26 protein-coding genes are annotated in these 25,259 nt (G+C 61.8%); 20 read left to right on the forward strand and 6 right to left on the reverse strand.

Going from position 1 to position 25,259, the window contains the following annotated elements; translation table 11 throughout:
* Window positions 1-2 precede the first annotated feature (2 nt).
* The 13 genes from R8871_RS28400 to R8871_RS28460 all read left to right on the forward strand — a co-directional run bounded on the left by R8871_RS28400 (window position 3) and on the right by R8871_RS28460 (window position 13,423).
* A complete protein-coding gene (locus R8871_RS28400; protein WP_175053445.1) occupies window positions 3-503 on the forward strand; it encodes an A24 family peptidase in 501 nt (166 codons plus the stop codon).
* Window positions 500-997, forward strand: a complete 498-nt coding sequence (locus R8871_RS28405) for a TadE/TadG family type IV pilus assembly protein (protein ID WP_175053446.1) — start codon at window positions 500-502, stop codon at window positions 995-997. The genes R8871_RS28400 and R8871_RS28405 overlap by 4 nt, the downstream gene beginning before the upstream one ends.
* A gap of 90 nt (window positions 998-1,087) precedes the next feature.
* The gene (gene cpaB / locus R8871_RS28410) at window positions 1,088-2,017 is read left to right on the forward strand and encodes a Flp pilus assembly protein CpaB (protein ID WP_175053447.1); all 930 of its coding nucleotides are present in this window, start codon (window positions 1,088-1,090) and stop codon (window positions 2,015-2,017) included.
* A gap of 39 nt (window positions 2,018-2,056) precedes the next feature.
* Window positions 2,057-3,529: a type II and III secretion system protein family protein gene (locus R8871_RS28415; RefSeq protein ID WP_175053448.1), complete on the forward strand. Its 1,473-nt coding sequence runs from the start codon at window positions 2,057-2,059 to the stop codon at window positions 3,527-3,529.
* 135 nt (window positions 3,530-3,664) lie between these two features.
* Window positions 3,665-4,906: a fimbrial protein gene (locus tag R8871_RS28420; RefSeq protein ID WP_175053449.1), complete on the forward strand. Its 1,242-nt coding sequence runs from the start codon at window positions 3,665-3,667 to the stop codon at window positions 4,904-4,906.
* Window positions 4,907-4,909: 3 nt separating this feature from the next.
* Window positions 4,910-6,259 (forward strand): CpaF family protein, encoded by a 1,350-nt coding sequence (locus R8871_RS28425; protein ID WP_175053450.1) that lies wholly within the window; start codon window positions 4,910-4,912, stop codon window positions 6,257-6,259.
* Entirely contained in the window at window positions 6,252-7,259 is a 1,008-nt protein-coding gene (locus R8871_RS28430; RefSeq protein ID WP_175053451.1) for a type II secretion system F family protein, read from the forward strand. Before R8871_RS28425 ends, R8871_RS28430 begins: the two co-directional genes overlap by 8 nt.
* Before the next feature lie 2 nt (window positions 7,260-7,261).
* Window positions 7,262-8,257 carry a type II secretion system F family protein gene (locus R8871_RS28435; protein ID WP_175053553.1) on the forward strand — a complete coding sequence of 332 codons (996 nt, stop codon included), beginning with the start codon at window positions 7,262-7,264 and terminating at the stop codon, window positions 8,255-8,257.
* Window positions 8,258-8,267: 10 nt separating this feature from the next.
* On the forward strand, window positions 8,268-9,104 hold the full coding sequence (locus R8871_RS28440) for a tetratricopeptide repeat protein (RefSeq protein ID WP_175053452.1): 837 nt from the start codon (window positions 8,268-8,270) through the stop codon (window positions 9,102-9,104).
* A 25-nt stretch (window positions 9,105-9,129) separates the two neighbouring features.
* Window positions 9,130-9,477, forward strand: coding sequence for a DUF3613 domain-containing protein (locus tag R8871_RS28445; protein ID WP_175053453.1), 348 nt, complete (start codon window positions 9,130-9,132; stop codon window positions 9,475-9,477).
* Window position 9,478: 1 nt separating this feature from the next.
* Entirely contained in the window at window positions 9,479-11,269 is a 1,791-nt protein-coding gene (locus tag R8871_RS28450) for a TadG family pilus assembly protein (RefSeq protein ID WP_175053454.1), read from the forward strand.
* Window positions 11,270-11,279: 10 nt separating this feature from the next.
* A complete protein-coding gene (locus tag R8871_RS28455; RefSeq protein ID WP_093632485.1) occupies window positions 11,280-12,671 on the forward strand; it encodes a sigma 54-interacting transcriptional regulator in 1,392 nt (463 codons plus the stop codon).
* A gap of 47 nt (window positions 12,672-12,718) precedes the next feature.
* Window positions 12,719-13,423 (forward strand): DUF2968 domain-containing protein, encoded by a 705-nt coding sequence (locus R8871_RS28460; RefSeq protein ID WP_175053455.1) that lies wholly within the window; start codon window positions 12,719-12,721, stop codon window positions 13,421-13,423.
* Between the two features lie 509 nt (window positions 13,424-13,932).
* On the opposite strand, the gene R8871_RS28465 is transcribed toward R8871_RS28460, so the two are convergent.
* Window positions 13,933-14,124: a hypothetical protein gene (locus R8871_RS28465; RefSeq protein ID WP_175053456.1), complete on the reverse strand. Its 192-nt coding sequence runs from the start codon at window positions 14,122-14,124 to the stop codon at window positions 13,933-13,935.
* A 314-nt stretch (window positions 14,125-14,438) separates the two neighbouring features.
* Between R8871_RS28465 and R8871_RS28470 the strand changes: the two genes are divergently transcribed.
* Window positions 14,439-14,666: a hypothetical protein gene (locus R8871_RS28470; RefSeq protein WP_093632487.1), complete on the forward strand. Its 228-nt coding sequence runs from the start codon at window positions 14,439-14,441 to the stop codon at window positions 14,664-14,666.
* Window positions 14,667-14,686: 20 nt separating this feature from the next.
* Here R8871_RS28470 and hfq read toward each other — a convergent pair whose 3' ends face one another.
* Window positions 14,687-15,187, reverse strand: coding sequence for an RNA chaperone Hfq (gene hfq, locus R8871_RS28475; RefSeq protein ID WP_175053457.1), 501 nt, complete (start codon window positions 15,185-15,187; stop codon window positions 14,687-14,689).
* 368 nt (window positions 15,188-15,555) lie between these two features.
* Between hfq and R8871_RS28480 the strand changes: the two genes are divergently transcribed.
* From R8871_RS28480 to R8871_RS28505, 6 genes are all read left to right on the forward strand, one after another.
* Window positions 15,556-15,699: a hypothetical protein gene (locus tag R8871_RS28480; RefSeq protein ID WP_175053458.1), complete on the forward strand. Its 144-nt coding sequence runs from the start codon at window positions 15,556-15,558 to the stop codon at window positions 15,697-15,699.
* A 15-nt stretch (window positions 15,700-15,714) separates the two neighbouring features.
* Window positions 15,715-16,257, forward strand: coding sequence for an RNA polymerase sigma factor (locus R8871_RS28485; protein ID WP_054034633.1), 543 nt, complete (start codon window positions 15,715-15,717; stop codon window positions 16,255-16,257).
* A complete protein-coding gene (locus R8871_RS28490) occupies window positions 16,257-17,099 on the forward strand; it encodes an anti-sigma factor (RefSeq protein WP_175053459.1) in 843 nt (280 codons plus the stop codon). Before R8871_RS28485 ends, R8871_RS28490 begins: the two co-directional genes overlap by 1 nt.
* 249 nt (window positions 17,100-17,348) lie before the next feature.
* Window positions 17,349-17,828 (forward strand): hypothetical protein, encoded by a 480-nt coding sequence (locus tag R8871_RS28495; RefSeq protein ID WP_175053460.1) that lies wholly within the window; start codon window positions 17,349-17,351, stop codon window positions 17,826-17,828.
* Window positions 17,829-17,873: 45 nt separating this feature from the next.
* Entirely contained in the window at window positions 17,874-19,451 is a 1,578-nt protein-coding gene (locus tag R8871_RS28500; protein WP_175053461.1) for an FAD-binding oxidoreductase, read from the forward strand.
* A 43-nt stretch (window positions 19,452-19,494) separates the two neighbouring features.
* Window positions 19,495-19,902, forward strand: a complete 408-nt coding sequence (locus R8871_RS28505; protein ID WP_175053462.1) for a hypothetical protein — start codon at window positions 19,495-19,497, stop codon at window positions 19,900-19,902.
* Window positions 19,903-19,906: 4 nt separating this feature from the next.
* On the opposite strand, the gene R8871_RS28510 is transcribed toward R8871_RS28505, so the two are convergent.
* The 4 genes from R8871_RS28510 to R8871_RS28525 all read right to left on the reverse strand — a co-directional run bounded on the left by R8871_RS28510 (window position 19,907) and on the right by R8871_RS28525 (window position 25,259).
* Window positions 19,907-20,932, reverse strand: a complete 1,026-nt coding sequence (locus R8871_RS28510; RefSeq protein WP_175053463.1) for a DUF1571 domain-containing protein — start codon at window positions 20,930-20,932, stop codon at window positions 19,907-19,909.
* Window positions 20,933-20,982: 50 nt separating this feature from the next.
* On the reverse strand, window positions 20,983-22,788 hold the full coding sequence (locus tag R8871_RS28515; RefSeq protein ID WP_175053464.1) for an AMP-binding protein: 1,806 nt from the start codon (window positions 22,786-22,788) through the stop codon (window positions 20,983-20,985).
* A 138-nt stretch (window positions 22,789-22,926) separates the two neighbouring features.
* A complete protein-coding gene (locus R8871_RS28520) occupies window positions 22,927-24,228 on the reverse strand; it encodes an acetyl-CoA C-acetyltransferase (protein ID WP_175053465.1) in 1,302 nt (433 codons plus the stop codon).
* A 110-nt stretch (window positions 24,229-24,338) separates the two neighbouring features.
* Window positions 24,339-25,259, reverse strand: coding sequence for a MaoC family dehydratase (locus R8871_RS28525; RefSeq protein ID WP_175053466.1), 921 nt, complete (start codon window positions 25,257-25,259; stop codon window positions 24,339-24,341).

The raw sequence follows: 25,259 nt of genomic DNA on the forward strand, positions 1-25,259 counted from the left end.
ACATGAACCCGTCCGTCGCTCTAATTCTGTTCGTTGCGTGGGCAGCGTGGGTCGCCGTGTGCGACTGCCGTAGTCGGCGCATTTCGAATTCAATAATCGTTACCGGTTTGGTGACGGCGTTGGCTTGCGCATTACTGCGCCAGAATCCATTCGGCATTTCCATCGCGCAGGCTGCACTTGGTGCCGCGGTGGGTCTGGTCGCGTTACTGCCGTTCTTCGCCATCGGTGTGATGGGTGCTGCCGACGTCAAAGTGTTCGCAGTGCTCGGAGCATGGTGCGGTGTGCACGCACTGTTTGGGTTGTGGGCGATCGCGAGTCTCGCGGCTGGTGCTCACGCAGTCTGGTTGCTGATTGCGACTCGTACCCGTTTCGCATCATTGCTGCAGCGTCGAGCGCCGACCTTCGAGTTGGCTGGCAGGCGCGCCACGCCGTTTGTTGCATGCCTGACCGTGCCGACGATTGTATGGTTGGCGACTCAGGTTGTTGCCGGAGGCGCGCGATGACCACGTATCCGGCGCAACGCAACCCTTGCAAGCGAGCGCGAACTCTCAGTTGCCGAAGAGATGCGCAACGCGGTGCGACGGCTATCGAATTCGCGCTGGTGTTCCCGATCTTTTTTTCGATTTTTTACGTGATCGTGACGTTCAGCATGATCTTCGTTGCGCAACAGAGCCTGACGCTCGCGACCGCGGAGGGCGCACGCGCGGCGCTGAACTATCGATCGGCGAGCAGCGTGCCTGGCGCGATTAGCTTGCGTGCGACCGCGGCTTGCAATACGGCTACTAACATGGTTGCACCGATGATTCAGAGCGCCGCCTGCCAAACTGCGCAAGCTACGTGTAACTACGATTCCACCATGACCTGTATCGCCGTCACGTTGACCTATAACTACGCGGCCAGTCCGCTGATACCGACCTTGCCGGGTCTAGGTCTTTTGCTGCCACAGAATCTAAGCAGTACTGCAACAGTGCAACTCAATCCGGTGAACATACTTTGACTTACGCGCCTGCTCCTCGTCGTACTGTCTGGCTTCGCTCTTCTGAGTGCATAAGCCAACGGGCGCAATCGACTCATTCAGCGAGCCAGCATGCCTAAACTAACCAAAATCGCGGCGGGCGCGCTGATTGTATTGGCACTGTTGCTCGGCATTTTCGCGGTAACGCTCTCGCGCAAGCCCGCCGCCGTGCCTGCAGCGTCAGTGGCACAAGCCAGTTTTCCTGTGGTTGTGGCAACCCGTCTACTGCCAGCCGGCCAGCCCATCACCGCTGACGGATTGCGCGTTCAGTCGTTGCCGATCAATCCGAACGGTGCCTTCACCGATCCAGCGCAGTTGGTAGGCCGTATTCCGAACGCGGATGTCGGTGCGCAGACACCGATACTGGAAGCTCAACTGTCGTCCGGGATTGCCGAGCGCATTGCGCCGGGTGAGCGTGCGATTGCCGTGCGCGTCGACGAATCCAATGCGGTCGGCAACAGGCTGCGGCCCGGCAATTTCGTCGATGTTTTCTTCACGCTCAAGCGTGACGGAAACATGGGTGGCAACGCAGAGATCGATCGGTCGCAGGCGCGCCTCCTGATCTCGAAGCTGCGGGTGTTGGCTTTCGGCAATGCCACGGCTGGCAATGACAATTCGGGAGACCCGAACGGAATGGTGCGCACCGCTGTGCTTGCGGTGCCGGTCGCCGACGTCGACCGGTTGACGCTCGCCGAAACCTCCGGTCGTCTTGTATTCGCGTTGCGCAATCCGAACGATGCCGAAGTCGTCGACGCCGGCGCGTTCGCGGCACTACCGGCAGTGTTGAAAACATCGGGGCAAGCTGGCGGCGAGCCTCTCAAAGATTCGACTCGTGCGGCCGCCGGCGTTTCGCTCGACGCGTTATCGGGTACAGCAGGAAACACGACTGGCCGAACACTAGCAGCTCCGCGGATTGCCGCCCCCATGACGAGGGTTGCAGGCAATACGAGTGGTGCGATTGAAGTTATACGGGGTGGGCGAGCCGAAACGGTCGCTCGATAGCAGTTTCAGGGAGCAGGCGGCCAACGCGCCCAAAACAAAATGAAAGAACGCTTTTTTGCATACGGGACTATGGCGATGTTGTGCGCAGCATCGCTCGCCGTGTCGTCGGTGAGTGATGCTGCCGCTAACGCACGAAATGTCGACATCATTGTCGGCTCACAACAATCACTCGCGAGTGGCCACACCTTGCGACGTGTCGCGATCGGCGACCCGACGGTGGCGGACGTGCTGATCATAAAAGGCGACAAAACGGGTGGCGTGCTGCTGATCGGAAAATCACCCGGCACCACCAGCGTCATGCTGTGGGAGCAGGGTAAAGATGCGCCAGTTTCCTATACCGTCAACGTGACTACTGCCGCATCGCAGACTCTGCTCGGACCCGATACGCCTGCTGTGAAAGTGCTTGGTGACACCGCGCTGATTTCAGGCACGACGCCAACTATGGAAAAGCACCAGCGAGCAGTGGCGGCCGCGGAAATCGAGGCGCGTCAGCGTGCGGCTCGCGGCGACGGTGGCACGGGCACCGGTGGTGCTGCTGGGTTCGGTGCGAGTGGCAAGGGTGGCGGTGCGGGCGGGATTGGTGGCGACGCTGGCGCAGGTGTCGCGACGTACGACACGTCGACGGTCGCCACGCGCTCGGTGGTTCAGGTCGACGTGCGGGTTGTGGAGTTCAGCCGCTCGGTGCTCAAACAGGTGGGTTTTAACTTTTTCCGGCAGAACAATGGATTTTCATTCGGCACATTCGGCCCGACGGCGAGCACCTCGGCGACGTTGCCGCCCACGCAGATAGCCCCGAATGTGAGTACGCCGATCGGTCCGGCGCTGGCGACGCCGCTGTCCTCCGCTTTCAACCTGGTCTTCAATTCGGCGTCGCACGGTATTTTTTCAGATCTGAGCCTGCTGGAGAGCAACAACCTCGCACGGGTTCTCGCAGAACCAACGCTTGTTGCGTTGTCCGGACAAAGCGCAAGTTTTCTCGCTGGGGGAGAGATCCCGGTACCGATACCCCAGGGGCTGGGTACCACGTCGATTGAATACAAACCCTATGGCGTAGGCCTGACGCTCACGCCGACGGTGCTCAGCCCGCAGCGAATCGCGCTGAAAGTGGCACCGGAGGCGAGCCAGCTCGATTTTGCGAATGCGGTGACGATTAGTGGTGTGTCGGTTCCCGCGATCACCACCCGGCGCGCCGACACGACGGTCGAACTCGGTGACGGCGAGAGTTTTGTGATTGGCGGTCTAATCGATCGCGAGACGATCTCGAACGTTGCCAAGGTGCCGTTGCTAGGCGACCTGCCGATCATCGGTGCGTTCTTCAAGCAATTGAACTACCAGCAGAACGACAAGGAGCTGGTGATTATCGTGACGCCCCATCTGGTGTCTCCGCTTGCGAAAGGTGCAACGTTACCGTCCACTCCAGGCGAGCAGGCTGAGCAGCGTAACGCTCCAGTGTGGCGAGCGTTGATCGGTGGATTCGCATCTCCGGATGCTGTACCAGGGTTCTCGAAGTGAGCAGGCGCGAGCATTCAGCATGTGGCGCGCTCCGGCACGGCGACGAAGCGTTTTGCGCTTCGGTGCAGGCCGCGCGCCGCGGCGAGCAGTACAAGGCGGCGGCGCTTCAGCCAATGCCGCAACAGGATGTCCAACATGAACGCGAGAACGCATTCATTGACTGAACGGGCTGTCACCGATTCCTTCGTGTTCGCGTCATTGGTTGACGAGCACGTGCGTTGGCTCGTCGAAACGCTGATCGCAGCAGGGCGGGTCGAAGCGGTGACGCTTGACCCGGCGACGCTTACGCAACGCATTGCGGTGCTCAATCCGTCGCTGGTATTCATCGACTTTTCGGGCGGCCGAGCGGCCGCTGCGAGTGCTGCCGCAAGCACGGTGCGTGCAGCCTATCCGGGACTGCAAATCGTTGCCATAGGTTCGCTTGCCGAGCCGGAGAGCGCTATCGCCGCGTTGCGTGCCGGGGTGCGCGACTTTATCGATCTCTCCGCTCCCGCAGCCGATGCACTACGTATTACGCATCAGGTCATCGACAATCTTGTCGAACCGGTCAGCCGGCACGGCCGTGTGACGGCGCTGGTGGGCGCACGCATCGGTATGGGTGTCAGCACGCTCGCCGCGAATCTGGCGGTCATGTTGCAGCGTCGCGACGTCGAGCAGGGCCGGCAGGCGGCGTTGCTCGATCTTGGGTTGCCGGCCGGCGATGGTTCGTTGTTGCTCAACACGCGCAGCGAATTTCATTTCGTTGAAGCGGTGCGCAACTTACGCCGCTTCGATCAGACCTTCGTTCACACAGCACTTTCGCATCACGCAAGTGGTCTTGCGTTTACCTCGCTACCGCCGAACCTGGCGGAGATGCGCGAAGTGTCGTATTCGTCGTCAATCAGTTTGCTGAATCGTTTGCGCGCTTTCTTCGACCAGCAGATCGTCGATCTCGGAGGCTTCTCCAGCAGCGAGTTCATCGCGCACGTGGTGCAGTCTGCGGACGAGACCTGGTTAGTGTGCGATCAGGGGGTGGCGTCAATTGTATCGGCGGTCGGCGTGCTCGACTCGTTGCGCGAGGAGGGTATCGACTTGGGAAACGTGCGATTGATCGTCAACAAGTTCGATCCGGACCTTGGCCTGAGCGCCGTCCAGATTGGTCAGCGTCTGGAAATTCCATTACTCGCTACTTTGCCTGAACGGCGCGTGGCACTCGGTCAGACTGCCAATCAAGGGCACCTGTTGGTCGAGGCGGCGGTGCGCGACCCTTACGTCCGTGCGCTGGAGCCGCTTATCGAACGCCTCGGCGGCGCCGCTCGCGCATCAGCGCAGTTGCCAGGCAAGTCTGCGCTTGGTGCTCTCAAGCGCCTTATTCCAACCTCCACCAAGCGGTCATAGACGATGGTAAAAGAGATCGAATTCGCCGACGACGTGCCATCGTTCGCGCAAAGCCAGCAGTTCCAGGACATCAAGAACGCGGCGCACGAACATCTGCTCACTCGCATCGAGGAACTGGGTTCCGAGTTCGGCCGGTGGTCGCGTAATGCGATCAACCAGTTCGTCGATCTGGAAATGGACAGCTTTGTCCGGCTGCGCAGAATCCCGATCAACGAAGCCGAGGTCCGCGCGATCGCAGAGGCGCTTACCAAAGAACTCGCGGGCTTTGGTCCCATTGAGGATTTGCTGAACGATACGGCCGTTGAAGACATTCTGATCAACGGCTACAACGACGTATACGTGTCGCGCCACGGTATTCTGACCAGAATTCAAGTGCGCTTTGCCGATAACGCGCATCTGCTGCGGATTGTTCGACGGATTCTGGCACCGATCGGTCGTCGTCTGGATGAGTCGAATCCTATGGTCGACGCGCGCTTGCCGAATGGCGGTCGCGTCAACGTGGTGATCGAACCGCTGTCGATCGACGGTCCGATCGTTTCGATACGCAAGTTCCGCAAGGATCCGCTGCGCCCCGACGATCTGCTCGGCAATGGCACGTACAGCCCGGAAATAGGCGCACTGCTCGAAGCAGCGGTGGCCGCACGTTGCAACGTGCTGGTGTCTGGCGGCACGAGTTCGGGGAAAACGTCGCTGCTTAATGCACTGGCATTTCACATTCCCGAAGTAGAGCGTGTGGTGACGATCGAGGACACGGCAGAACTGTCGTTAAACCACCCGCACGTGGTGCGGCTTGAAAGCCGCCCGGGTGGATTTGACGGCGCGGGTGTTGTGACGATTCGCGACCTTCTGCGCAATACCTTGCGGATGCGCCCGGACCGGATCATCGTCGGCGAAGTGCGCGGCGGCGAAGTGCTTGAAATGCTGCAGGCGATGAACACCGGTCACGACGGCTCGATGGGTACGGTCCACGCCAGTTCGCCGCGTGAATGTCTCTACCGGTTGGAGATGCTGGCGGGGTTCGCCGGCTTTCAGGGTACCGAGTCGAGTTTGCGCCGCCAGATCGCCAATGCGATCGATTTCATTGTGCAGATTGGCCGGCTGTCGAATGGTCGCCGGCGGATTTTGTCGATCACTGAAGTGACCGGGCTTTCCGACAACATTATCGCGACTCAGGAGCTCTATCGTTATGAGCCTGTGGTGGCGCAGGATGGGGAAGAACTGGATCAATGGGTGTCGCTCGGTATTCATCCGCATTCGCCCAAGCTGGCGCGCTTCCGACAGGCGCTCGGCGGGGGCGGCGGAACGGACTTTGGTGGCGGCACCGGCGGGTTCGGCGGGGGCTTCAATGTCTAGCACGGTCATGGTCTTTGCCGCGCTCGCGCTGCTGTGCGCAGCGGGTGCGTTGCTGATATTGCAGCGCGGCGCGCAACGCGAAGACCAGGCGAGCACCAAACGCTTCATCGACAGCCGGATGGTTGTTGCCCAGCCGGCAGTGTCTGCACCGGTACCCCATACCGCCACTGCGCGCCGGACGACGCCTACGGTTTCGTTTGCACCACAGGCTCCCGCAGCCGGCGCGGAATGGACCGAATACTGGCGTTATCTCAAGGCGCGGATCGGTTATTCGTTCGCAAACCTGATGAATCGTGCGGGACTGGGAAAAGCGCGTGCGCCCGCACTGATCGTCTTGGGCGGCGTGCTGACGCTGTGCCTCGTGGCGGCAAACCAGGGCGGCGCACTGGCAGCCGTTGTGACATTGCTTGCATGTCTTGTGTTTCTCTACTTCGTGCTGTCGATACGCGCCCACAGGCGTCGCCAGGCAATCGTTCGGCAATTGCCATCGTTTCTCGACGGCATTGTTCGTCTGATTACGCTTGGCAACAGCGTGCCGGCGGCTTTCCAGGCCGCACTGCAAACCACGGAAGCACCACTGCGCGAGTGCCTGGATTATGTCTCGCGGATGCTGCGATCCGGTGTCGAAATTGATCGTGCGCTCTCTCACGTTGCGTTGCTGTATGGCGCTCGCGAGCTGGAACTGGTGGGTGCAGTACTGCGTCTGTCGGTCAAGTATGGTGGCCGGGCCGACGTTATGCTCGATCGGATGTCGTCGTTCATGCGTGACCTGGAACAGGCAGAGCGCGAGCTCGTGGCGATGTCATCGGAAACGCGCTTGTCGTCCTGGGTACTCGGTATGTTGCCGGTCGGGATCGGCGGGTTCCTGATTCTCACAAATCCGAGCTATTTCGGATCGATGTGGTTCGATCCGAGCGGACGCCAAATACTGTATCTCGCCTTCGGCCTGCAACTACTTGGCGCATATTTGTTGTACCGGTTGGCTCGGCTGAAATCATGACAATGCAACCAAATTATCTGATTGCCCTTGCGCTCGGTCTGGTGGCGCTTGCTTCGCTGCTGATCGCAGGACTTCTGATCGTACGGATTTCGGCCGCGCGGCGGAGCGACCGTACGCTTATGCAAGCACTCGACGAACGAGCGTTGCAAAACGCTGTCGCAGCAGCGGCACGCGGCACCGTTGGCGCTCAGGGCAAGCAGAGTGCGAGCACGCCGGCGAGAGGCATGAAGGGATTGTTGGAGCGCTTTGCGCATGCCGGTGTCCGTTGGCTTGATACGCCGATTGGCCGGCATATCGTAGCGGAGGAAGATCGCCGCCTGCTGGAGCAATGCGGCTTTGTCGATGTGCGTAGTCGTGGACTTTTTCTGACCGCCAGGATCGCGGGCGCAATCGTGCTGCCACTGCTCGCCGGCACGATTGCCAGCGGTCGTATTGACGGGTCGCGCTACGTGATGCTGGTGATTGCCGCGGTGGCGTGCGGCATCATGATCCCGAAGGTTGTATTGAGCCGGCGCGCGGCGGCACGGCGCCGCGGCGTCGTCGATGAATTGCCGATGTTGGTCGATCTTTTGCGCTTGCTCCAGGGTGTCGGCTTGTCACTGGATCAGAGTCTCCAGGTGATGGTCAGTGACTTCCACGGAATATTGCCCGTACTGTCAAGCGAGCTGGAGATAGCACAGCGGCAGTTTGCCGCCGGCCGCACTCGGGAGCAATCGTTGCAGCGGCTTGCTTCAAGTTACGAAAATGAGGACTTGCGAGCGGTGGTGCGTTTGCTGATTCAGGTCGATCGGCACGGCGGGGCGGTGCAAGAACCGCTTAAGCAGTTTGGTGACCGACTACGCGAAACGCGCCGCGCGATGTTGCGCGAACGGATTGGCCGAATGGCGGTGAAGATGACCGGCGTGATGATCTTGACGTTGCTTCCAGCGTTAATGATCGTCACTGCTGGTCCCGGAGTTCTGTCGGTATCACATGCGCTGAATGCGATGAATCGGTAGGGATATGGCGATGAAGCTTAATGTGAGACCAAATGGCTTTGTACGGGTGGCTCGGTGCGTCGCTCCCGGCATCGCGCTCGCACTGCTCGGCGCTTGCGCAAAAGATATCGGCTATGGTGTCGGCGCACAGGCGGAACGCCAGGCGTTGATCCAGCAAGCTAATCGGGACCCCGCGCCGGACACTCCGGGAATGTATCTTGGCCTGATCGACCGCATGCAGTCGCAAGGGCTGTACTTCGCGTCGCTCGCGCATATTGACGCCTACGAAAAGCAGTACGGAGTGACGCCCGACACGATTCTATTGCGTGCCGACGCCTTGCGCATGACCGATCAGCCCGCGGCGAGTGCGGTCGCGTACGAACGATTGCTGCAAACGCCGCTTGCGTCGCGTGGACACCGTGGCTTGGGGTTGATTGCAGGCGCATCAGGCGATTTCAATCGTGCTGCAGACGAGTTGCTGCAGGCGGCGCAACTGGCGCCGACAGACGCTTCAGTGCTATCGGATCTCGGCTACGCGCGCATGCGTGCCGGTGACATCAGGGGCGCTCGTGTTCCGCTGATGAAAGCCGCGGAGCTTGACCAGAACAACCCGAAGATCGCCAGCAATATTGCTCTGTATCTGCTCGTCGAGGGGGAGACGGACCGGTCGCAAGCATTGATGAATCAGCAGAAGTTTTCGCTTGATGTGCGTACGGCAATCCGCAATGAAGCGGCCAAAGTCGTCGCCGCCGCGCGCACGCAGGCACAGGGAGCAGGGCGGTCGCAAGGGGTCCAGCCAGGGACTGTCGCCAGTACGCAGGGAACGATGGAACCCGCGCCGCGCTTGCTGCAGCGGTTCGCACAATAACAGGCCGACGGGCAGGAGAGACCATATGAAATACCTGGGAAAAATTAGGCGAGTGCGGAGGCTGGCGTGCTGGGCGTTGATCGCGGCGCTGGCAGGCGGCACGCTGGAAATTGCGCACGCTCAGGCCGTATCTGCACCGCCGGTCGCACGCAGCGAAGTCGGTCATGCGGCGACGGCATGGCTCGATCTGCAACGTAGTAATAGTCAGGCCGCTCCGGAGCAGCCAATGCTCGGCGAAGAGGCTGGTCTGGCGTACCGGCGTTACATGGGGTCGTTCAATTCGAAAATTCCCGAAACCTACGGCTCGGCGATCAATCAAGGCAGCGGAGGCGGGCAGGGCGGCGGCATGAGCGGGCAACTGCCTCAGAATTGATATGTTGTCACGGATTGCATCTCTCCCCTACGTCCGGCGCTTGCGCATATTGCGCGTGCGCCGCGTGGCCGGCATGTCGTCACGCTCACAACGCGGTGCTGTTTCAATTCTGGCGGCGGTATGGGTGAGCGTCGCGGTTATAACGATGGCTGCAATCGATATCGGCCACTTCTACTATGTGCGTCGCGACTTGCAACGCATCGCAGATCTGGCCGCCGCGGCAGGTGTGCAAACGATCGGCAGCGCGGGAAGCTGTGCAGCGGCAATGAACTCGGCGCAGTTGAATGCGACGAACGCGAATGGTTTGTCGAGCAACGGCTCCATTCAGTCAACCTGCGGCCGATGGGATCCGTCGGCGAACGCCGCGCCATCGTATTTTGTCGCGGGTAATACGCCGCTTAATGCTTTGCAAGTGGTGGTCAGCCAGCCTGTATCGTTTTTGTTTCTCGTCGGGCAGACCCGCACGCTGACGGCAACAGCAACAGCACAAGCAACAAATATCCGGTCCTTTTCGCTTAGCACTTCGGTGGCCAGCCTGTCGGGCGGCATGATAAACGGTCTGCTGAATGCTTTGCTCAACACCAGCCTCAATCTGGATGTAGCGTCGTATCAAGGTCTGGCGACAGCTCAAATCAAGTTGCTTGATCTTGCGACCGCACTTGGCGTGAGTTCGATGAATGACCTGCTCAATGCACAGGTCACCGTTGCGCAACTCGCGAAGGCAATGGCAACCGTGCTGGGCCAGGGCAATATCGTCAGCGCCAACGTCACGAGCGCGTTGAACACAATTGCGAGCGTGTCGACCGGTACAACGACAATCCATCTGGGCAATACTTCTTCGCAGACCGGGGGGTTGCTGGCTGTTGGTCTCGGCGACCCACAGGCGGCAGCCACGGCCACGGTTAACGCACTCGATGTGCTGATGGCGGCAGCCGAGATCGCGAATGGGACTTCAGCCATCAATCTTGGCGCGGCGCTCAATCTCAGTCCGATTGCGAGCGTGACTGCACAGGCCCAGGTTATTCAGCCGCCCGTCATCGCGGTGGGAGAGGCCGGCACCTATCCGGACGGCAGTTACCGGACTAGCGCGCACTCCGCGGTGGTGCGGTTGTACCTGAACGTGGCGCTCCTCAACTTGAGCATTCCACTGGTAGCAACCATCAATGCGTTGAATTTGCCGATCTATGTCGAAGTTGGGCAGGGGAACGCTTATTTGCAGACCACGCAGTGTTCGACCCAACTTGCGAGCAGCTATAGCTGGATTTCAACGACGCCTGGGGTAGCGGCCTTGTGTATTGGAGGCGACGCTGCCAGCAATATGACCAACGCAACCGTTCCAACCAGCTGCAACCAGCCTGCGCAGATCACCTCAGTGTCGTTGCCTCTGCTTGGGCTGGGACTGGCGAATGTTTCGGTCCAAAGCGCGTCGGGCGGTGGACTCAATCTCAGCGTGCAGCCGCCGTCCGCCACTGTTTTCAAGTTCAACGGCGTGCAAGGTGACAGCGATGATTATCAGACTACCAACAGCAACGGTTTGGGCTCCGCGGTCGGCGGCCTTCTCACGCAACTCGCCAGCGGGCTTTCGGGGACGATCCACGTAACGGTGTTGGGTTTGGACGTCACCGGTGTGGCCACACCACTGGTCAATGGATTGGTGACATTGTTGACACCAGTCCTGCAATCGCTGGACGCGCTGCTTATTCCTCTTTTACAACTCCTCGGTGTCCAGATCGGTGTAGCGACGGTCCACGATCTCGGGCTTGCCTGCGGTCAGGCACAACTGGTCAATTGATTTCGCGCTTATGAGAACCAACCCCAAAATCGAGGAACTCGATATCTACGTCTGGGAAGGCAAGGCCGACATCGTCGACCGGGTCGCGCGCTGCATGGCGAGCTTCGACGTCGAAGTGATCCGCGCGGACGATATCGCGATCTCGCCTGAGCGGACTGCGCTGCGGCCGTCGCTCGCGATCATCAGCGTTTCGGTGATCGACAGCGGCGCGCTGCTCATGCGCGACTGGCAGGCCGCGCACGGCATTCCCGTCGTGTGGGTCGGCGCCGCGCCGCGCGACCATGATCCGGCGACATACCCATCCGACTATTCGCACATCCTGCCGCTCGACTTCACCTGCGCCGAATTGCGCGGCATGGTCATGAAGCTGGTGCTGCAATTGCGCGCGCACAGCGCCAAGACGCACGAGTCGGATGCGATGATCGCCAACTCGGAGTGCATGCAGGCGCTGCTGCACGAAGTCGACACGTTTGCCGACTGCGACACGAGCGTGCTGGTGCATGGCGAAACCGGTGTCGGCAAGGAGCGCATCGCGCAACTGCTGCACGAAAAACATACCCGCTACGGCCAGGGGCCGTTCGTCGCGGTGAATTGCGGCGCGATTCCGGACGGTCTGTTCGAATCGCTGTTCTTCGGCCACTCGAAAGGCTCGTTCACGGGCGCAGTGGTTGCGCACAAGGGCTACTTCGAGCAGTCCGACGGCGGCACGCTGTTCCTCGACGAAATCGGCGATCTGCCGCTCTACCAGCAGGTCAAGCTGTTGCGCGTGCTCGAAGACAGCGCAGTCACGCGAATCGGTTCGGCAACACCGGTAAAGCTCGATTTCCGGCTGGTGGCGGCGACCAACAAGCATCTGCCGCAACTGGTCAAGGACGGCACCTTCCGCGCCGATCTTTACTATCGGCTTGCAGTGATCGAGTTGAAGATTCCGTCCCTCGAAGAGCGGGGCGCGGTCGACAAGATTGCGATCTTCAAGGCGTTCATTGCGCAGATCGTCGGCAGCGAGCGTCTTTCCGCCTTGCCGGACCTGCCGTACTGGCTCGCCGACGCGGTGGCCGACACCTACTTCCCCGGCAATGTGCGCGAACTGCGCAACCTGGCCGAGCGGATCGGCGTGACGGTACGCCAGATCGGCGCGTGGGATGCAGCGCGCCTGCAGCGGCTGCTCGCGCTCGCGCGCACCAGCCAGCCGGTGCCGGCGGAGAGCGCCGCCGAGGTGCTGGTGGACCGCAGCAAATGGGACATGGCCGAGCGCAATCGCGTGCTGGCCGCGCTCGACGCAAACGGTTGGCGCCGGCAGGACACGGCCCTATATCTGGGGATCAGTCGCAAGGTTTTGTGGGAGAAGATGCGCAAATACCAAATTTTTGATGAAGAGCCCGAAACACGCGAAAGTGAGTAATAATGAGACGGTTGTACTAAAACAAAAACTGTTCAAGCAGGATTTACATGGACCGAAAGTCGAAACTACGGCAGATTGCCCTGGCAGCATTCATCGCGATGGGGGCCGTGCAGGGCGTGAATGCGCAGGCTCTGCCGGATAGCGGGTCGAGCGCTGGCGTCGTTTCCCAGCCGGGCACGACAACAGCGTTGCCGTCCACTCAGACGCAGACGAGCGCCCTGACACCGGACGAAGCCAAGCAGTCTGCAGCGGGCAATGTGGCGGAATTGCAGCAGATGATCCGGGGTTCGGATCTGAGCGAATTGCGCACGACATACAACGGCAGCTATGGAGCGAGCTTGCTGTTTTATGGCAAGGAGATGACGTACTACGTGGCGTTGTTCCAGCAGAAGAACTTCTGGCGCGTCATCAAGACGCAGGACGCCACGCGTGCGGACATGATCTATAAGGATTTTGTGCGTCAGACGCTGCAACTGTCGGACGTCGAGATTCGCCGCACGCAGCTGGAAGCGCAGAAGGCGTTCACGGAGCGGATGATCGCGTTGTCGCAGGATCGTGCCAACCGCTTGCAGGCCGACCTCGACGTTGCGCATCAGCAGCAGACGATTGTCGCGAACCAGCAGCAGCAGACCCGCGCCGAAGCAACGGCGCTGGCACAGCAGAAGGCTAGTGCACAAGACCAGCTGCGCGCCGCACAACGCCAGGTCCGCGAACTGCAGCGTCAACTGGAAAGTGGCCTGCCGTCGCACTGAAAGCGATGGCCGGAATACCGGAAGATGGGCGGGCAAGGCGGCTTTGAGAGCGCCGCCCACCCATCGAACGCACAAACGGCGCACGAGCCGAACATACGAACGGACGCAAAAGCCGTTTAGTACCGCAAGTCACCCACCCCGCAGCAAAAAGCCTCGTTTCCGAAGCATCCCCACCGCAAGCGCAGAAATCCCACGCTCGGTTTCCCATGCAAACCCGTCCGCGACGCACGCAGTGCGGAGTGGGAGCTGATGAGTCCTTTGTCACTAACGCCGAATGCGCGAGGGCACGGATTCCAGTCGCACCACTACCCGCAGCAGACCACGGTGCCCACTTAGCATTAGCGGTTTGAGCCGCTTTCTTTTGCCTACTTTTCTTTGCGGCAAGCAAAGAAAAGTAGGTGCCGCCCCGCACAGGGGCAACGCTAATAGACCACAAACAAAACAGGAAAGGCACCACCCCAAGGCGCCCCACCAAAAACACGCGCCCCGCGAGGAAAACCACCCTCAATCTAATGCCCTTTCTTCCCCGCCGAAGGCACCTGATCAACAGCTGAGTGCCGCGGCTCACTCACATCAACTGCAATCGGATCACTAGCGGGGAAACTTTCTTCAAGAGCCTCATCGAGCCGACTATCGGCGGACTCAGCGGCCGGCTGCACCGCTTCCTTGGGATGAGTTGCATGCTGCTTCTGCTTGGTCATAACGTGCTCCACGAGAAGAGATTCAACAACTCAGGATAGCGCAAAGCAACCTCAGGCAGAGCATCAGCCGAACAACCCGATTCCCCCACCGTAAGCATTTCCTTCAAACCCCAAAAAAACAGAAACCACCAAGCAAAAAACAAAACTTAAAACCAACCCGCATCAAGTCGTTCTCCGAGTGTCGCCTGACAACAAAAAGCATCCGCCGGCCACAAGGCCCGGCAAAAAAAACCGCACGGCATACCGTGAACGGGCAACGTCCAAGCTCGGGAGGGGAGCAAACAGAAGCAGCGAACAACAAGGCAGCGAACGACATGGACCGAAAAAAACCGGCGCGCGCGCAGCGCTTCAACGCGTCACACGTGGTGGAAGCCGAACTGGAACATCTGGATTGGGCGACAAGGCAACCGGCGCTACGCATGCTGGACGCCGTGTACTGGCGCCGCCGCGTGCTGGCGGTCAAATGTGGATTTGAGCTGACGGAATTGCAGGTGATGCGGCTGGAGAAAATCTTGCAGCGGCTCGGCTATCCGTCGGAGTAGCCGGCCGCTAGAACGGCGATTTATTCGTTGCCGCCGCTGGTGCCGCCATTACCGCCATGGCTGCCGCCGCCGTGGTTGCCACCGTCGCCGCCGCCCGTGCCGAACAGACGCCGGCGGCGTGTGACGACCACCGGACCGTCAGACGTGCTGCTGCTACTGCGATCGGGCGCAGGGCGATCCGAAGACGGCGCGCCATATGACTCGCGCGGTTCACGCGGCTCACGGTGATCGCGCGGTTCACGCGAGCCGTGCGGACCACGTGTGGTGTGCTCGCCGTGCGAAGGCCGCCCCCCGGCGCGCGGCGCCGGACGCGTGCCGGTGTCGAGCTGGATCGTCGAGATCGCGCGCTTGTAGATGCCTTGCAGGCCGACAGGCGTGCGCAGCATCACCAGATACTGATCGAACGACTCGATGCATCCTGTCAGGCGAATGCCGTTGACAAGATAGATCTCGACGCGCTTTCGTTCTTTGCGCGCAGCGTTCATGAAGTCGTTTTGCGGATGCGATTCTGCGGAAGCCATGGACAATTCAGGTTAGAAAGACGGTTGTTCGCCGCGATTCTACCCTGTGTGGGGGCAGAACGCGTCGGCGGGCGAACTGCGTCCACTATAACGGCTTGCGCGCACATAAGCATCTGATAACTATTAGCTGTAACGTTGAGTTACGAATCTGCCCACGAATAGCGCTTTCACCGGCCAGGTTCGGCCGGACCCGCGCTGGGGCACGCCCGAGCGGGGTAACGGAAAAAGATAGCCCGTGCCGGTGCTGTACATGGAATAAATCACGGCCCGCTCACGTTAAGTCAGGCATGGCAGCGTTGCATTTCGCACGTGGCCGATCGGATCCCCGGTTCGCAGGCGCCGGCCGGGCGCTCATCAGGAGACTGACCATGAAAGTATCCCGCATTCTTTCCGCCACCTTCGTGCTGCTGGCGCTCGCGCTAGGCTCGCTCGCAACGAGCGGCTGCACCTCCGCGACGGACAGCAGTGCTTCGGGCGCCAGCGGTAACTCGGGCAGTGGCGGCGGCTACTGAACGTTGCCACGCCGGGTGAGTTTCGAAGCGGAAGTGATTTCGTGGCTCCCGCAGCTGCGCCGCTACGCGCGCGCACTGACGGGAGACCGCGCATGGGCCGACGACCTCGTGCAGGATACGGCGGAGCGCGCGCTCGCGCGCTGGTCGGCGTTCCGTCCGAACAGCAACCTGCGCGCTTGGCTCCTGACGATCCTGCGGCATCTTTATATCGATCAGCTGCGCGGCCGCCGCGAGATTGCCGTCGACGACGAAAGCGCGCCGTGGCGCAATCTCGAAGCGCCGCATGGCGAGGTCGACGGTCTGGTGTTGCGTGATCTGCAGCGCGCGCTGTATTGCCTGCCGGTCGAGCAGCGGGAAGTGCTGCTGCTGGTTTGCGTGGAGGAACTGTCTTATCAGGAAACGTCGAAAGCGCTCGGCGTGCCGATCGGCACGGTGATGTCGCGGCTGTCGCGCGCGCGGGAACATATGCGCGTGCTGATGACGGAGGGGCCGCTCGAAGGGGGCGCTGTGGGGTTGGCGCGAAAAGTCCCGCCGTTGAAAGTAGTGAGAAATCCGTGATGAATAACGACCACGATTCCAGCTTGCCTGAAGGGCCCGATCTTCGAGCGCTGTCGGCGTTTGTCGACGGCGAATTGCCGCCCGGGGAGCGCGCCGCGATCGAGGCGCAACTGGCGCAGCAGCCGCAGGCTGCCGCGAGAGTGGCGGCGTGGCGCGCGCAGAAAGCGGCGCTGCAGGCGCTGTGCGGCGCGCCGCAGCGCAGCGAGCACAGTGAGAGCGCCGGACAGGGCGACGCGGACGACGAGCCGGCTTTCATCGTTGTGCGGCGGACGACGCCGTGGTGGCAACGCGTCGGTCTTGCGGCGTGCTGGCTCGCGGCCGGCGCGGGTCTCGCGCTAGCCCTGGGGCCGCTCGCTCCGCGTCTGACGGGCGGCGCGTGGAATGGGCTGGGCGGCCAGCCGCCGAGCTTTGCCGAGCGCGCCGATATCGCCTACGCGGTGTACACGCCCGAGCGGCGTCATCCCGTCGAAGTCGCCGCGAACGAGGAAGAGCATCTGATCAACTGGCTGTCCAAACGCCTGAACCGGCCGCTGTCGGTGCCGTCATTGCAGGAGTACGGTTACTCGCTGGTGGGCGGGCGTCTGTTGCCCGGCGAAGCGGGACCTGCCGCGCAGTTCATGTACGAAAATACCAGCGGCGCGCGCCTCACGCTGTACATCACCGGAATTGCTCGCGACGAAACCGCATTCCGCCTGTTCCGCGACGGTAACCGCCGAACCTTCTACTGGGTTAGCGACCGCATGGGCTACGCGCTATCCGGGCCGATTTCGGAAGACAAGCTGCGCTCGATTGCCATCGAAGTGTGCAGCGCGCTCGGCGGCAAGCCGGAGGCCTGGCAGTAGCGCTGAACGCACGGCAGGCACATCATCGGATTGCCGCTGCAACACGTGGTAACAGAAACGCGGTGCGTTCGCGCGCGCCGTCGGAATAGGGTCGCGCGGCGCTACGTTTACTCGATGCAGGATCATGCTGTCCCGCCTTGCAATCTCGCTGGTACGGCAGGGTCTCGTGCGAGGCAAACCGACGGGGTCTTTACGGTGTCGATACGCTTTTTGCGAGTCGCAACGCCGGCGCGTCGAGGCAGCGAAATCATGCTTACTTCTCATCAGTTCGGCACGGGGCTGCGTTTCGGCGTAGCGTGTCTGTGCCTGGGCGCCGTTTACGCGGCGCCGGTCGAAGCGCAATCGGATGCGCCGTCGACTGACACGTCGACCTGCCGCTTCGTGGTGGGTCAGGCGGAAATCGACGGCGTCATGCAGCAGGTCAGCGGCCGCGCTTGCCTGCAGCCCGACGGCAGCTGGCAGATCGTCGAAGACGATGCCGCTGCGCTGGCCTTGGCGCCGGCGCCGGTGTATTACTACGATCCGTGGTACTGGGGACCGCCGGTGATATTTGGCGGTGTGTCGGTCGTTTTCGTCGACCGCTTTCATCATTTTCATCACATGGATCATGTGCATTATGTGCGCGGATCATTTGGAATGGGCGGGCACGGTGGCTGGCATGGCGGCGGGTCGACGCACATGTGGGGCGGCATGTCGCATGGCGGTGGTGGCGGTGGAATGCACCGCTAGCTTGCCGCCGCACCTGCGCACACGTATCGCCGCAAAGGAGATGCCTTGACGCGTAGCTTGCCGCCGAAAGTTTCCGCCGCCGGGTTCGATCGCGCGCTCGCCGGCTGGCGCGCGATCGTCGGCGAGTCGCACGTGGTGACCTCGGCCGCCGGGCTCGCCTCCTACCTCGATCCGTTCGCGCCCGGCGAGCGCGAAGCGTTCTCCGCGTCGGCCGCGCTGCTGCCCGCATCGGTCGACGAGATTCGCGCGGTGTTGCGGATTGCCAATCAATTTCGCATTCCGTTGTGGACGGTCTCGACCGGACGCAACTTCGCGTACGGCGGCGCCGCGCCGCGGCTGGCGGGTTCGGTCGTGCTCGATCTGCAACGGATGAATCGCATCATCGAAGTGAACGAGACGCTCGCCTACGCGTTGGTCGAACCAGGTGTCAGCTACTTCGATCTCTACGCGCATCTGCGCGAAAAAGGCTACAAGCTGTGGGTCGATCCGCCCGCGGCGGGTTGGGGCAGTGTGGTCGGCAATACGCTCGAGCGCGGTTTTGGCTATACCGCGTACGGTGATCACGCTGCAACGCAGTGCGGCATGGAAGTGGTGCTTGCCAACGGCGACGTGTTAAGAACCGGGATGGGCGGAATCGAAATCGGCACCGCGTGGCAACTGTATCAACCAGGCTTTGGGCCTTCCTTCGATGCGATGTTCATGCAGTCGAACTACGGCATCGTCACCAAGCTCGGTGTCTGGCTGATGCCCGCGCCGCCCGCGTATCTGCTCGGCGAAATCCAGTTCCGGCACGAAGAGGACCTCGAAACGATCGTCGATATTTTGCGGCCATTGCGGCTCGATGAAACGATCCGTAACAACGCAGTGATCGAAGGCGGTTTGCGCCGGGCCGCGGGACTCTCGGCCCGGCAGCAGTGGTACGAAGGCAAGGGTGCGATGCCCGAAAGCGCGGTGGCGGCCATGCTCGACAAGCTGAACGTGGGCCGCTGGAATCTTCATTTCGCGCTATACGGCACGCCTGAATTGATCGACGCGCGTTATGCGATCGTGCAGCGCGCGTTCGCTCGCGTGCCGCAGGCGAAACTGTCGGCGGTTCGTTATAAGGGCGATGCGCAACCCACCGCGGGCGGCGATCGCAACCTGGCGGGCATCCCCGCGATGAGCGCGTTTCGCATGCTCGACTGGCGCGGCGGCGCGGGCGCGCATGTGGACTTCGCGCCGGTGTGCCCGGCGACCGGGCGCGACGCGCTGCGCCAATATTCGATGGTCAAGACGCGCGCGGCGGAATACGGCTTCGATTACTACGGCGGTTTTACGGCAGGCGTGCGTCATCTGCATCACATCTTCGCGGCGATCTTCGACCGCGACGACGCCAATCAGGTCGAGCAGGCTGGTGCTCTATTGCGTTCGCTGATGAGCGATGCGCGCGCGGCAGGTTACGGCGAATATCGCGCGCATCTCGCGTATATGGATTTCGCGGCGGCGCAGTACAGTTTCAACGACGGCGCGTTGCTGCGGCTCTCGGAAACAATCAAGGACGCACTGGACCCGAACGGTATTCTCGCGCCGGGCAAGCAGGGGATCTGGCCGGCGGCGTGGCGCGACCGGCGGGGTTATACGTGAGGCGCGTAAGGCGCGTGAGTCAGCGAGCGAGGGGGAACAGGCGATGGACCGACGCGCTTTCATGATGACCGGCGCATGGCTCTCGAGCGCGGCAGGGGGCGCGTGGCCGTGGCTTGCCGATGCAGCTGCTCGCCGTGACACGCTCGCCGTGATCGATTCCACGCTCGCGGGCGGCCCGGCATTCGCCGACTACGTGGCACGCATGAAGCTAAGCGTCTTCGAAGCCGGTGACGACATCGGCGCGCTCTGGTACACGACACTTGCGCTGCGTTTCAGGCAGACGCCCGCGCAAACGCCAGCGTCGCTGATCGGCCTCACACGCGCATCCGATTACTTCGTGCTCAGGGAACTGGCCACCCGCGTAGGCCAACTGATCGAGCACAGCCATGAGCAGGGCGCGGGGCCCGTCGCACATGTCGCCTTCGCACTGACGCCCCGCCTTATCCTCTAGAACCCTAGAACTTATAAGCCTTGTTCTTCGGATCGAAAGTCGAGTCGTCGAACGTTTTCGGCGTGATGCTTTCGAAGACGATCTTCTCGAAGATCTTGCCGTCGTTGTCATAAGACTCGACAGTGCGGAAATACGGATGCCGCAGATCCAGCCCGAGCGTTTCTTTCTTCGCATAGAACTGCGGCTGGCCGTTCGGCGTTTCGAAGGTGAAGGCGACCACGCGCACGCCGTCGATCGTTTTCACTTCCACCTGGGTCGAGCGCGGTAAGCCGGCCTCAATGAATTTTTTGCCTTCGGAGAGGTACTGACCGGCTATGTATTCGGTGCCCAGATCGCGCACCTGGTGGTTCGATTGTGCACGGGCGAGCGCGCCGTTCAGTGAGGTCCATAGCGGCATCACGTTCATGATGCCGCCAAGGTGGCCATACATTTCGTCGGTGCGTTTGGACTCGTCGTAGATGATTTCCTGGCCGGCGTGCGCGCCGTCGGGCAGCCACTTCGCGTAGATTCGCAGCGGATCGTGGGCGATGCGCACCAGCATGTGATCGGGCTTGTCGGGCCACTGGCCGTGAATGCGTTCCGAGCGCGACATGGTGAACTCGTACGACGGAAAACCGTTCGGCCCTTCCTTGATGTAGCGCGGCAACGCAAGCGGATCGAGCGACTGGAACAGGGCGACCAGTTGCGCGTCGTCGAGCTTCTCCATGGCGCCGCTCTGTTGCGCGGCGCGCAGCCACTTGACCTGCTGATCGAGCGTGAGCTTGCCAGCCTGCGAGGACGGGATGGAGGGCGCCTTGACGTTGCTGGCGGTGTCGAGCGCGGGCGGCGTGTCGTCGTTCTGCGCGAACGCCGCCGGGGTTGCCAGCATGGCGACACTGGCCACCAGCGCGCCGATCAGCAGTCTCCGTGACGAAACCGCACGCCATGAGGCGGCGAGAGACGCGCCCAACGTAGCGGTCTCCGACGAAAAACGGGCGAGGCGCATGAAGGCCGGCGAGCGGCTCGAGCGTACGGACATGCTGTGCTTCATGAATCTCTCCGAAAGGATGGCGCAAGGCGTGGTACCAGGCGCCTTGCCTGTCAGGCAGGTTTTTGCTTCGCGAGTTCCTCGTCGCGCAGCGCGCGGCGCAGAATTTTGCCGACATTGGTTTGCGGCAGCTCGTCGCGGAACTCGACGAGCTTCGGCACCTTGTATCCCGTGAGGTTCTTGCGGCAATGGGCGATCACCTGTTCCGCGGTCAGCGACGGATTGCGCTTGACGATGAATACCTTCACGCGCTCGCCTTGCGCGGCATCGGGCACGCCGATTGCGGCGACTTCGCGCACATCCGGAAGCATCGCGATCACGTCTTCGATTTCGTTCGGATAGACGTTGAAGCCCGACACCAGGATCATGTCTTTCTTCCGGTCGATCAGGCGGATGAAGCCGCGCGAATCCATCACGCCGATGTCGCCGGTAGCGAGCCAGCCGTCGTCGTCTATCGCCTTGGCGGTTTCTTCCGGGCGATTCCAGTAGCCTTTCATCACCTGTGGACCCTTCACGCACAGTTCGCCGGCTTCACCAATGTTTGCCCACGACCCGTCGTCTTTCCTGAAGCGTACGTGCGTGGACGGCGCGGGCAAACCGATCGAGCCTTCGAAGTCGCGCAGATTGGTCAGGTCCACCGGATTCATCGACACGATCGGCGAGCACTCGGTCAGCCCATAGCCTTCGATGATCGGCTTGCCGGTGACCGCCTTGAAGCGATCGGCGACCGACTTCTGCGTGGCCATGCCGCCGGCCATCGCGAGTTTCAGGTTCGAAAAGTCGCGCTTGCAGAACTCTTCGTTGTCGAGGAACGCGTTGTAGAGCGTGTTCACCGCGGTGATGCCGGTAAATTTCTCGTGACGGATGATCATCATCACGCGCTTCATGTCGCGTGGATTGGCAATCAGGATGTTGCGCCCGCCGAGGCCCATGAAGATCAGGGCGTTCACCGTCAACGAATAGATGTGATAGAGCGGTAGCGGCGTGAGCACCGTTTCGATATCGCCGCTCAACTGCCCTTCGGACCAGACCTTCGCCTGCAGCAGGTTGGCGATGATGTTCCTGTGCGTGAGCATCGCGCCTTTGGCCACGCCCGTGGTGCCGCCGGTGTATTGCAGGAAGGCGATGTCATTGTGCGTGGGTCGCACAGGTGTCAGCGGCCGCGTGTAACCGATCGAGAGCGCGTCCAGCAGCGGCACCGCTTTCGGCAGCTTGTATTCCGGCACCATCTTCTTCACATGGCGCAGCATGAAATTGAGCAGACGTCCCTTCAGATTCAGGCCGTCGGCGAGCAGATCGCCGAGACCCGTCACGATAACGTTCTGTATTTTGGTGCCGGGCAGTGCGTCTTCGACGGTCTTCGCGAAGTTCTCGAACACGATGATGGTTTGCGCGCCGCTGTCCTTCAACTGATGCGCGAGTTCGCGCACCGTGTAGAGCGGATTCACGTTGACCACTACGCCGCCCGCCTTGAGCACGCCGAACAGCGACACTGGATACTGGAACGTATTCGGCAGCATGATCGCGACGCGCTCGCCGGGCTTCACGCCGATGCTTTGCAGATACGCGGCAAACGCAGCCGCCTTGCGGCCGAGCTCGCCATACGTCATGTTCGCGCCGACGCTCACATAGGCAACGCGCTCGCGAAACTGCGCGATGCATTCGTCGAAGAACTGCGCGACCGACTCGTACTGGTTGACGTCGATCTCATGCGGGACGTCTGCCGGATAGGACGTGTACCAGATGCCGTCGGTATTGGGCGCGCGATTCGCCGCCTGACTGGGCGCCGGGTCCGCAGTATTTGCGAGCGGTGCGGATCCGGCGGGGGGCGAGAGCGGGACTTGCGTGGGCTGGGTCATCGGTCGTCTCCTGAAGCAGTCGCTTCATCGGTTTGTATGCTGGTCTTGCAGCCAGTCATTGAAGTCATCAAGGCCGCAATCAAAACGGTCATTGCTGCAGCCTTCGAAATAAGGCATTCATTGAAACACGCGCGACGCTCAGCGTTCCAGAATTGCCACCACGCCCTGGCCACCCGCCGCGCAGATCGAGATCAGTCCGCGCGCGGTGCCGGCCGGCTTGTCGAGTTGCGCGAGCATCTTTGCGAGTCCGGCGACGATACGGCCGCCCGTGGCGGCAAACGGATGGCCGGTGGCAAGCGAGCTGCCATTCACATTCAATTTTGCCCGATCGATCGCGCCGAGCGGCCCGGGCAGACCGAGCTGCGTGCGGCAATACTCGTCATCCTGCCACGCCGCGAGCGTGCACAACACTTGCGCCGCGAAGGCTTCGTGAATTTCGTATAGATCGAAGTCCTGCAAGGTGAGCCCGGCGCGCGCCAGCATGCGCGGCACTGCGTAGGCGGGCGCCATCAGCAAGCCTTCCTTCTTGTCGAAAAAGTCGACGGCGGCGGTTTCGGACCAGCTCAGATACGCCAGCACCGGCAGGCCATGTCTGGCTGCCCATTCTTCGCTTGCGAGCAGCACGGCGGAAGCGCCGTCGGTCAGCGGTGTCGAATTGCCGGCGGTCAGCGTACCCGCGTCGCGATCGAATACCGGCTTCAGACCGGAGAGTTTTTCGAGCGTCAGGTCGGAACGCAGATTGTTGTCGCGCGCAAGGCCGCGATACGGTGTCATCAGATCGTTGACGAAACCACGTGCGTAAGCCTCGGTGAGCTTGCGGTGACTCTCGTAAGCGAGCACGTCCTGCGCTTCGCGCGAGATGTTCCAGCGCTTGGCCATCAGCTCGCAATGCTCGCCCATCGAAAGCCCTGTGCGCGGCTCGCCGTTGCGCGGCAACAGCGGCTTGAAGAACATGCCCGGCCGCAGTTTGGCAAGGGCACCGACACGTTGGCCGGTGCTCCTGCTGCGATTCGCTTCCAGCAGGATCTTGCGCATGCGCTCATTGACACCGATCGGTGCATCGGAGGTCGTATCGACGCCGCCCGCGATGCCCACTTCGATCTGCCCGAGCGCGATCTTGTTTGCGACGAGAATGGCCGCTTCCAGCCCGGTGCCGCAAGCCTGCTGCACATCGTAGGCAGGCGTTTCCCTGGCGAGCGTGGTGGACAGTACGGATTCACGCGTCAGGTTGAAGTCGCGCGAATGTTTGATGACGGCGCCGGCCGCCACTTCGCCCAAACGTTCGCCGTGCAGGTTGTAGCGGTCGATCAGGCCTTGCAGCGTGAAGGTCAGCATGTCGTGGTTCGACGCGGTCGCGTAAGCGGTGTTCGAGCGGGCAAACGGAATCCGGTTACCGCCGATGATGGCGACGCGGCGCACGGCGGGCAGCGGGTTGGACATGCTTGGCTCCTTTGGGTCGTTCCCTGGTTATTGAATGGGGCGAACGGTGCGAACGAGACGAATGGTGAGTCGTGTACGGTGACGAAAACATGCGCGTACCTGTGCGGCCCTCATAGCAACTTCCATTGCATACGGCCGCGCAAATGCGGTTTTTCTCCGGCAATATCGCGCACCTCGATGTCGCGCTCGATCAGCGAAGGCGATGCGCTCCAGAGCGACGCCTCGCCCGGCAGCAGCATCGGCAATTTGAATTCGGCACTCAAGGTGGCCTCGGCGAGCGGTTTCGGCGGTTGCAGCGCGGCGGCGGCGCGCGCCAGCGTCCACATGCCATGGGCAATCGCACGCGGGAAGCCAAATGCCTTCGCGGATAGGGCGGTGAGGTGAATTGGGTTGTAGTCGCCGGACACGCGCGCATAGTCGCGGCCCAGTTGCGGCGGCAGTTGCCAGCGCGAGATGCGTTCTAGCGCGTCGTGCCCGAGTTCCAGCGGCGCGAGCGGACTGCCGCTCGCCGGCACGCCGCGCTTCAGATAGACGCTGTCACCATCCCAAACCGCTTCGCCGCGGCGGTACATGCGGGTATGCAGCACGAACGCCTGGCCCTTGTCGTGACGCAGCAGCGCGCCGAATTCCACCTCGACGCGCAGCATGTCCTTATAGGTGAGCGGCCGGCGCAGCCGCACGTGGTTCGCCAGATGCACGAGGCCGAGCGCCGGCCAGGGAAACGCCGGGTCGGTGAGCATCAGCAGATGCAGCGGGAAGGCCAGCAGATGCGGATACGTGAGCGGCACGCCATGTTCGGGGATGAAGCCGCAGACCCGCGAATAACGCCAGATCGGCCCGGGGTCGAGGGCCACCGCCGGACGCACGAGGCGCAATGCCGGCAGCTGCGTGTCACGCCCGCGTTTGACGATGCCGGACAACGCGCGCCCATACAGCTTCGCTGGCGCGGGCAATTGCTCGATGACGACGGTCTTCGGCCGGGCCGCGCCCGCTGCGTGACCACCCCGGAACGGATCACCCGGTTCACCCAT

The sequence above is a fragment of the Paraburkholderia sediminicola genome, from assembly GCF_902859805.1.
Classification (GTDB): domain Bacteria; phylum Pseudomonadota; class Gammaproteobacteria; order Burkholderiales; family Burkholderiaceae; genus Paraburkholderia; species Paraburkholderia sediminicola.

Coding starts and splice junctions, on each gene's coding strand:
- R8871_RS28400 (WP_175053445.1), top strand. CDS start 3: ATGAACCCGTCCGTCGCTCTAATTCTGTTCGTTGCGTGGGCAGCGTGG.
- R8871_RS28405 (WP_175053446.1), top strand. CDS start 500: ATGACCACGTATCCGGCGCAACGCAACCCTTGCAAGCGAGCGCGAACT.
- cpaB (WP_175053447.1), top strand. CDS start 1,088: ATGCCTAAACTAACCAAAATCGCGGCGGGCGCGCTGATTGTATTGGCA.
- R8871_RS28415 (WP_175053448.1), top strand. CDS start 2,057: ATGAAAGAACGCTTTTTTGCATACGGGACTATGGCGATGTTGTGCGCA.
- R8871_RS28420 (WP_175053449.1), top strand. CDS start 3,665: ATGAACGCGAGAACGCATTCATTGACTGAACGGGCTGTCACCGATTCC.
- R8871_RS28425 (WP_175053450.1), top strand. CDS start 4,910: ATGGTAAAAGAGATCGAATTCGCCGACGACGTGCCATCGTTCGCGCAA.
- R8871_RS28430 (WP_175053451.1), top strand. CDS start 6,252: ATGTCTAGCACGGTCATGGTCTTTGCCGCGCTCGCGCTGCTGTGCGCA.
- R8871_RS28435 (WP_175053553.1), top strand. CDS start 7,262: ATGCAACCAAATTATCTGATTGCCCTTGCGCTCGGTCTGGTGGCGCTT.
- R8871_RS28440 (WP_175053452.1), top strand. CDS start 8,268: ATGAAGCTTAATGTGAGACCAAATGGCTTTGTACGGGTGGCTCGGTGC.
- R8871_RS28445 (WP_175053453.1), top strand. CDS start 9,130: ATGAAATACCTGGGAAAAATTAGGCGAGTGCGGAGGCTGGCGTGCTGG.
- R8871_RS28450 (WP_175053454.1), top strand. CDS start 9,479: ATGTTGTCACGGATTGCATCTCTCCCCTACGTCCGGCGCTTGCGCATA.
- R8871_RS28455 (WP_093632485.1), top strand. CDS start 11,280: ATGAGAACCAACCCCAAAATCGAGGAACTCGATATCTACGTCTGGGAA.
- R8871_RS28460 (WP_175053455.1), top strand. CDS start 12,719: ATGGACCGAAAGTCGAAACTACGGCAGATTGCCCTGGCAGCATTCATC.
- R8871_RS28465 (WP_175053456.1), bottom strand. CDS start 14,124: ATGACCAAGCAGAAGCAGCATGCAACTCATCCCAAGGAAGCGGTGCAG.
- R8871_RS28470 (WP_093632487.1), top strand. CDS start 14,439: ATGGACCGAAAAAAACCGGCGCGCGCGCAGCGCTTCAACGCGTCACAC.
- hfq (WP_175053457.1), bottom strand. CDS start 15,187: ATGGCTTCCGCAGAATCGCATCCGCAAAACGACTTCATGAACGCTGCG.
- R8871_RS28480 (WP_175053458.1), top strand. CDS start 15,556: ATGAAAGTATCCCGCATTCTTTCCGCCACCTTCGTGCTGCTGGCGCTC.
- R8871_RS28490 (WP_175053459.1), top strand. CDS start 16,257: ATGAATAACGACCACGATTCCAGCTTGCCTGAAGGGCCCGATCTTCGA.
- R8871_RS28495 (WP_175053460.1), top strand. CDS start 17,349: ATGCTTACTTCTCATCAGTTCGGCACGGGGCTGCGTTTCGGCGTAGCG.
- R8871_RS28505 (WP_175053462.1), top strand. CDS start 19,495: ATGGACCGACGCGCTTTCATGATGACCGGCGCATGGCTCTCGAGCGCG.
- R8871_RS28510 (WP_175053463.1), bottom strand. CDS start 20,932: ATGAAGCACAGCATGTCCGTACGCTCGAGCCGCTCGCCGGCCTTCATG.
- R8871_RS28515 (WP_175053464.1), bottom strand. CDS start 22,788: ATGACCCAGCCCACGCAAGTCCCGCTCTCGCCCCCCGCCGGATCCGCA.
- R8871_RS28520 (WP_175053465.1), bottom strand. CDS start 24,228: ATGTCCAACCCGCTGCCCGCCGTGCGCCGCGTCGCCATCATCGGCGGT.
- R8871_RS28525 (WP_175053466.1), bottom strand. CDS start 25,259: ATGGGTGAACCGGGTGATCCGTTCCGGGGTGGTCACGCAGCGGGCGCG.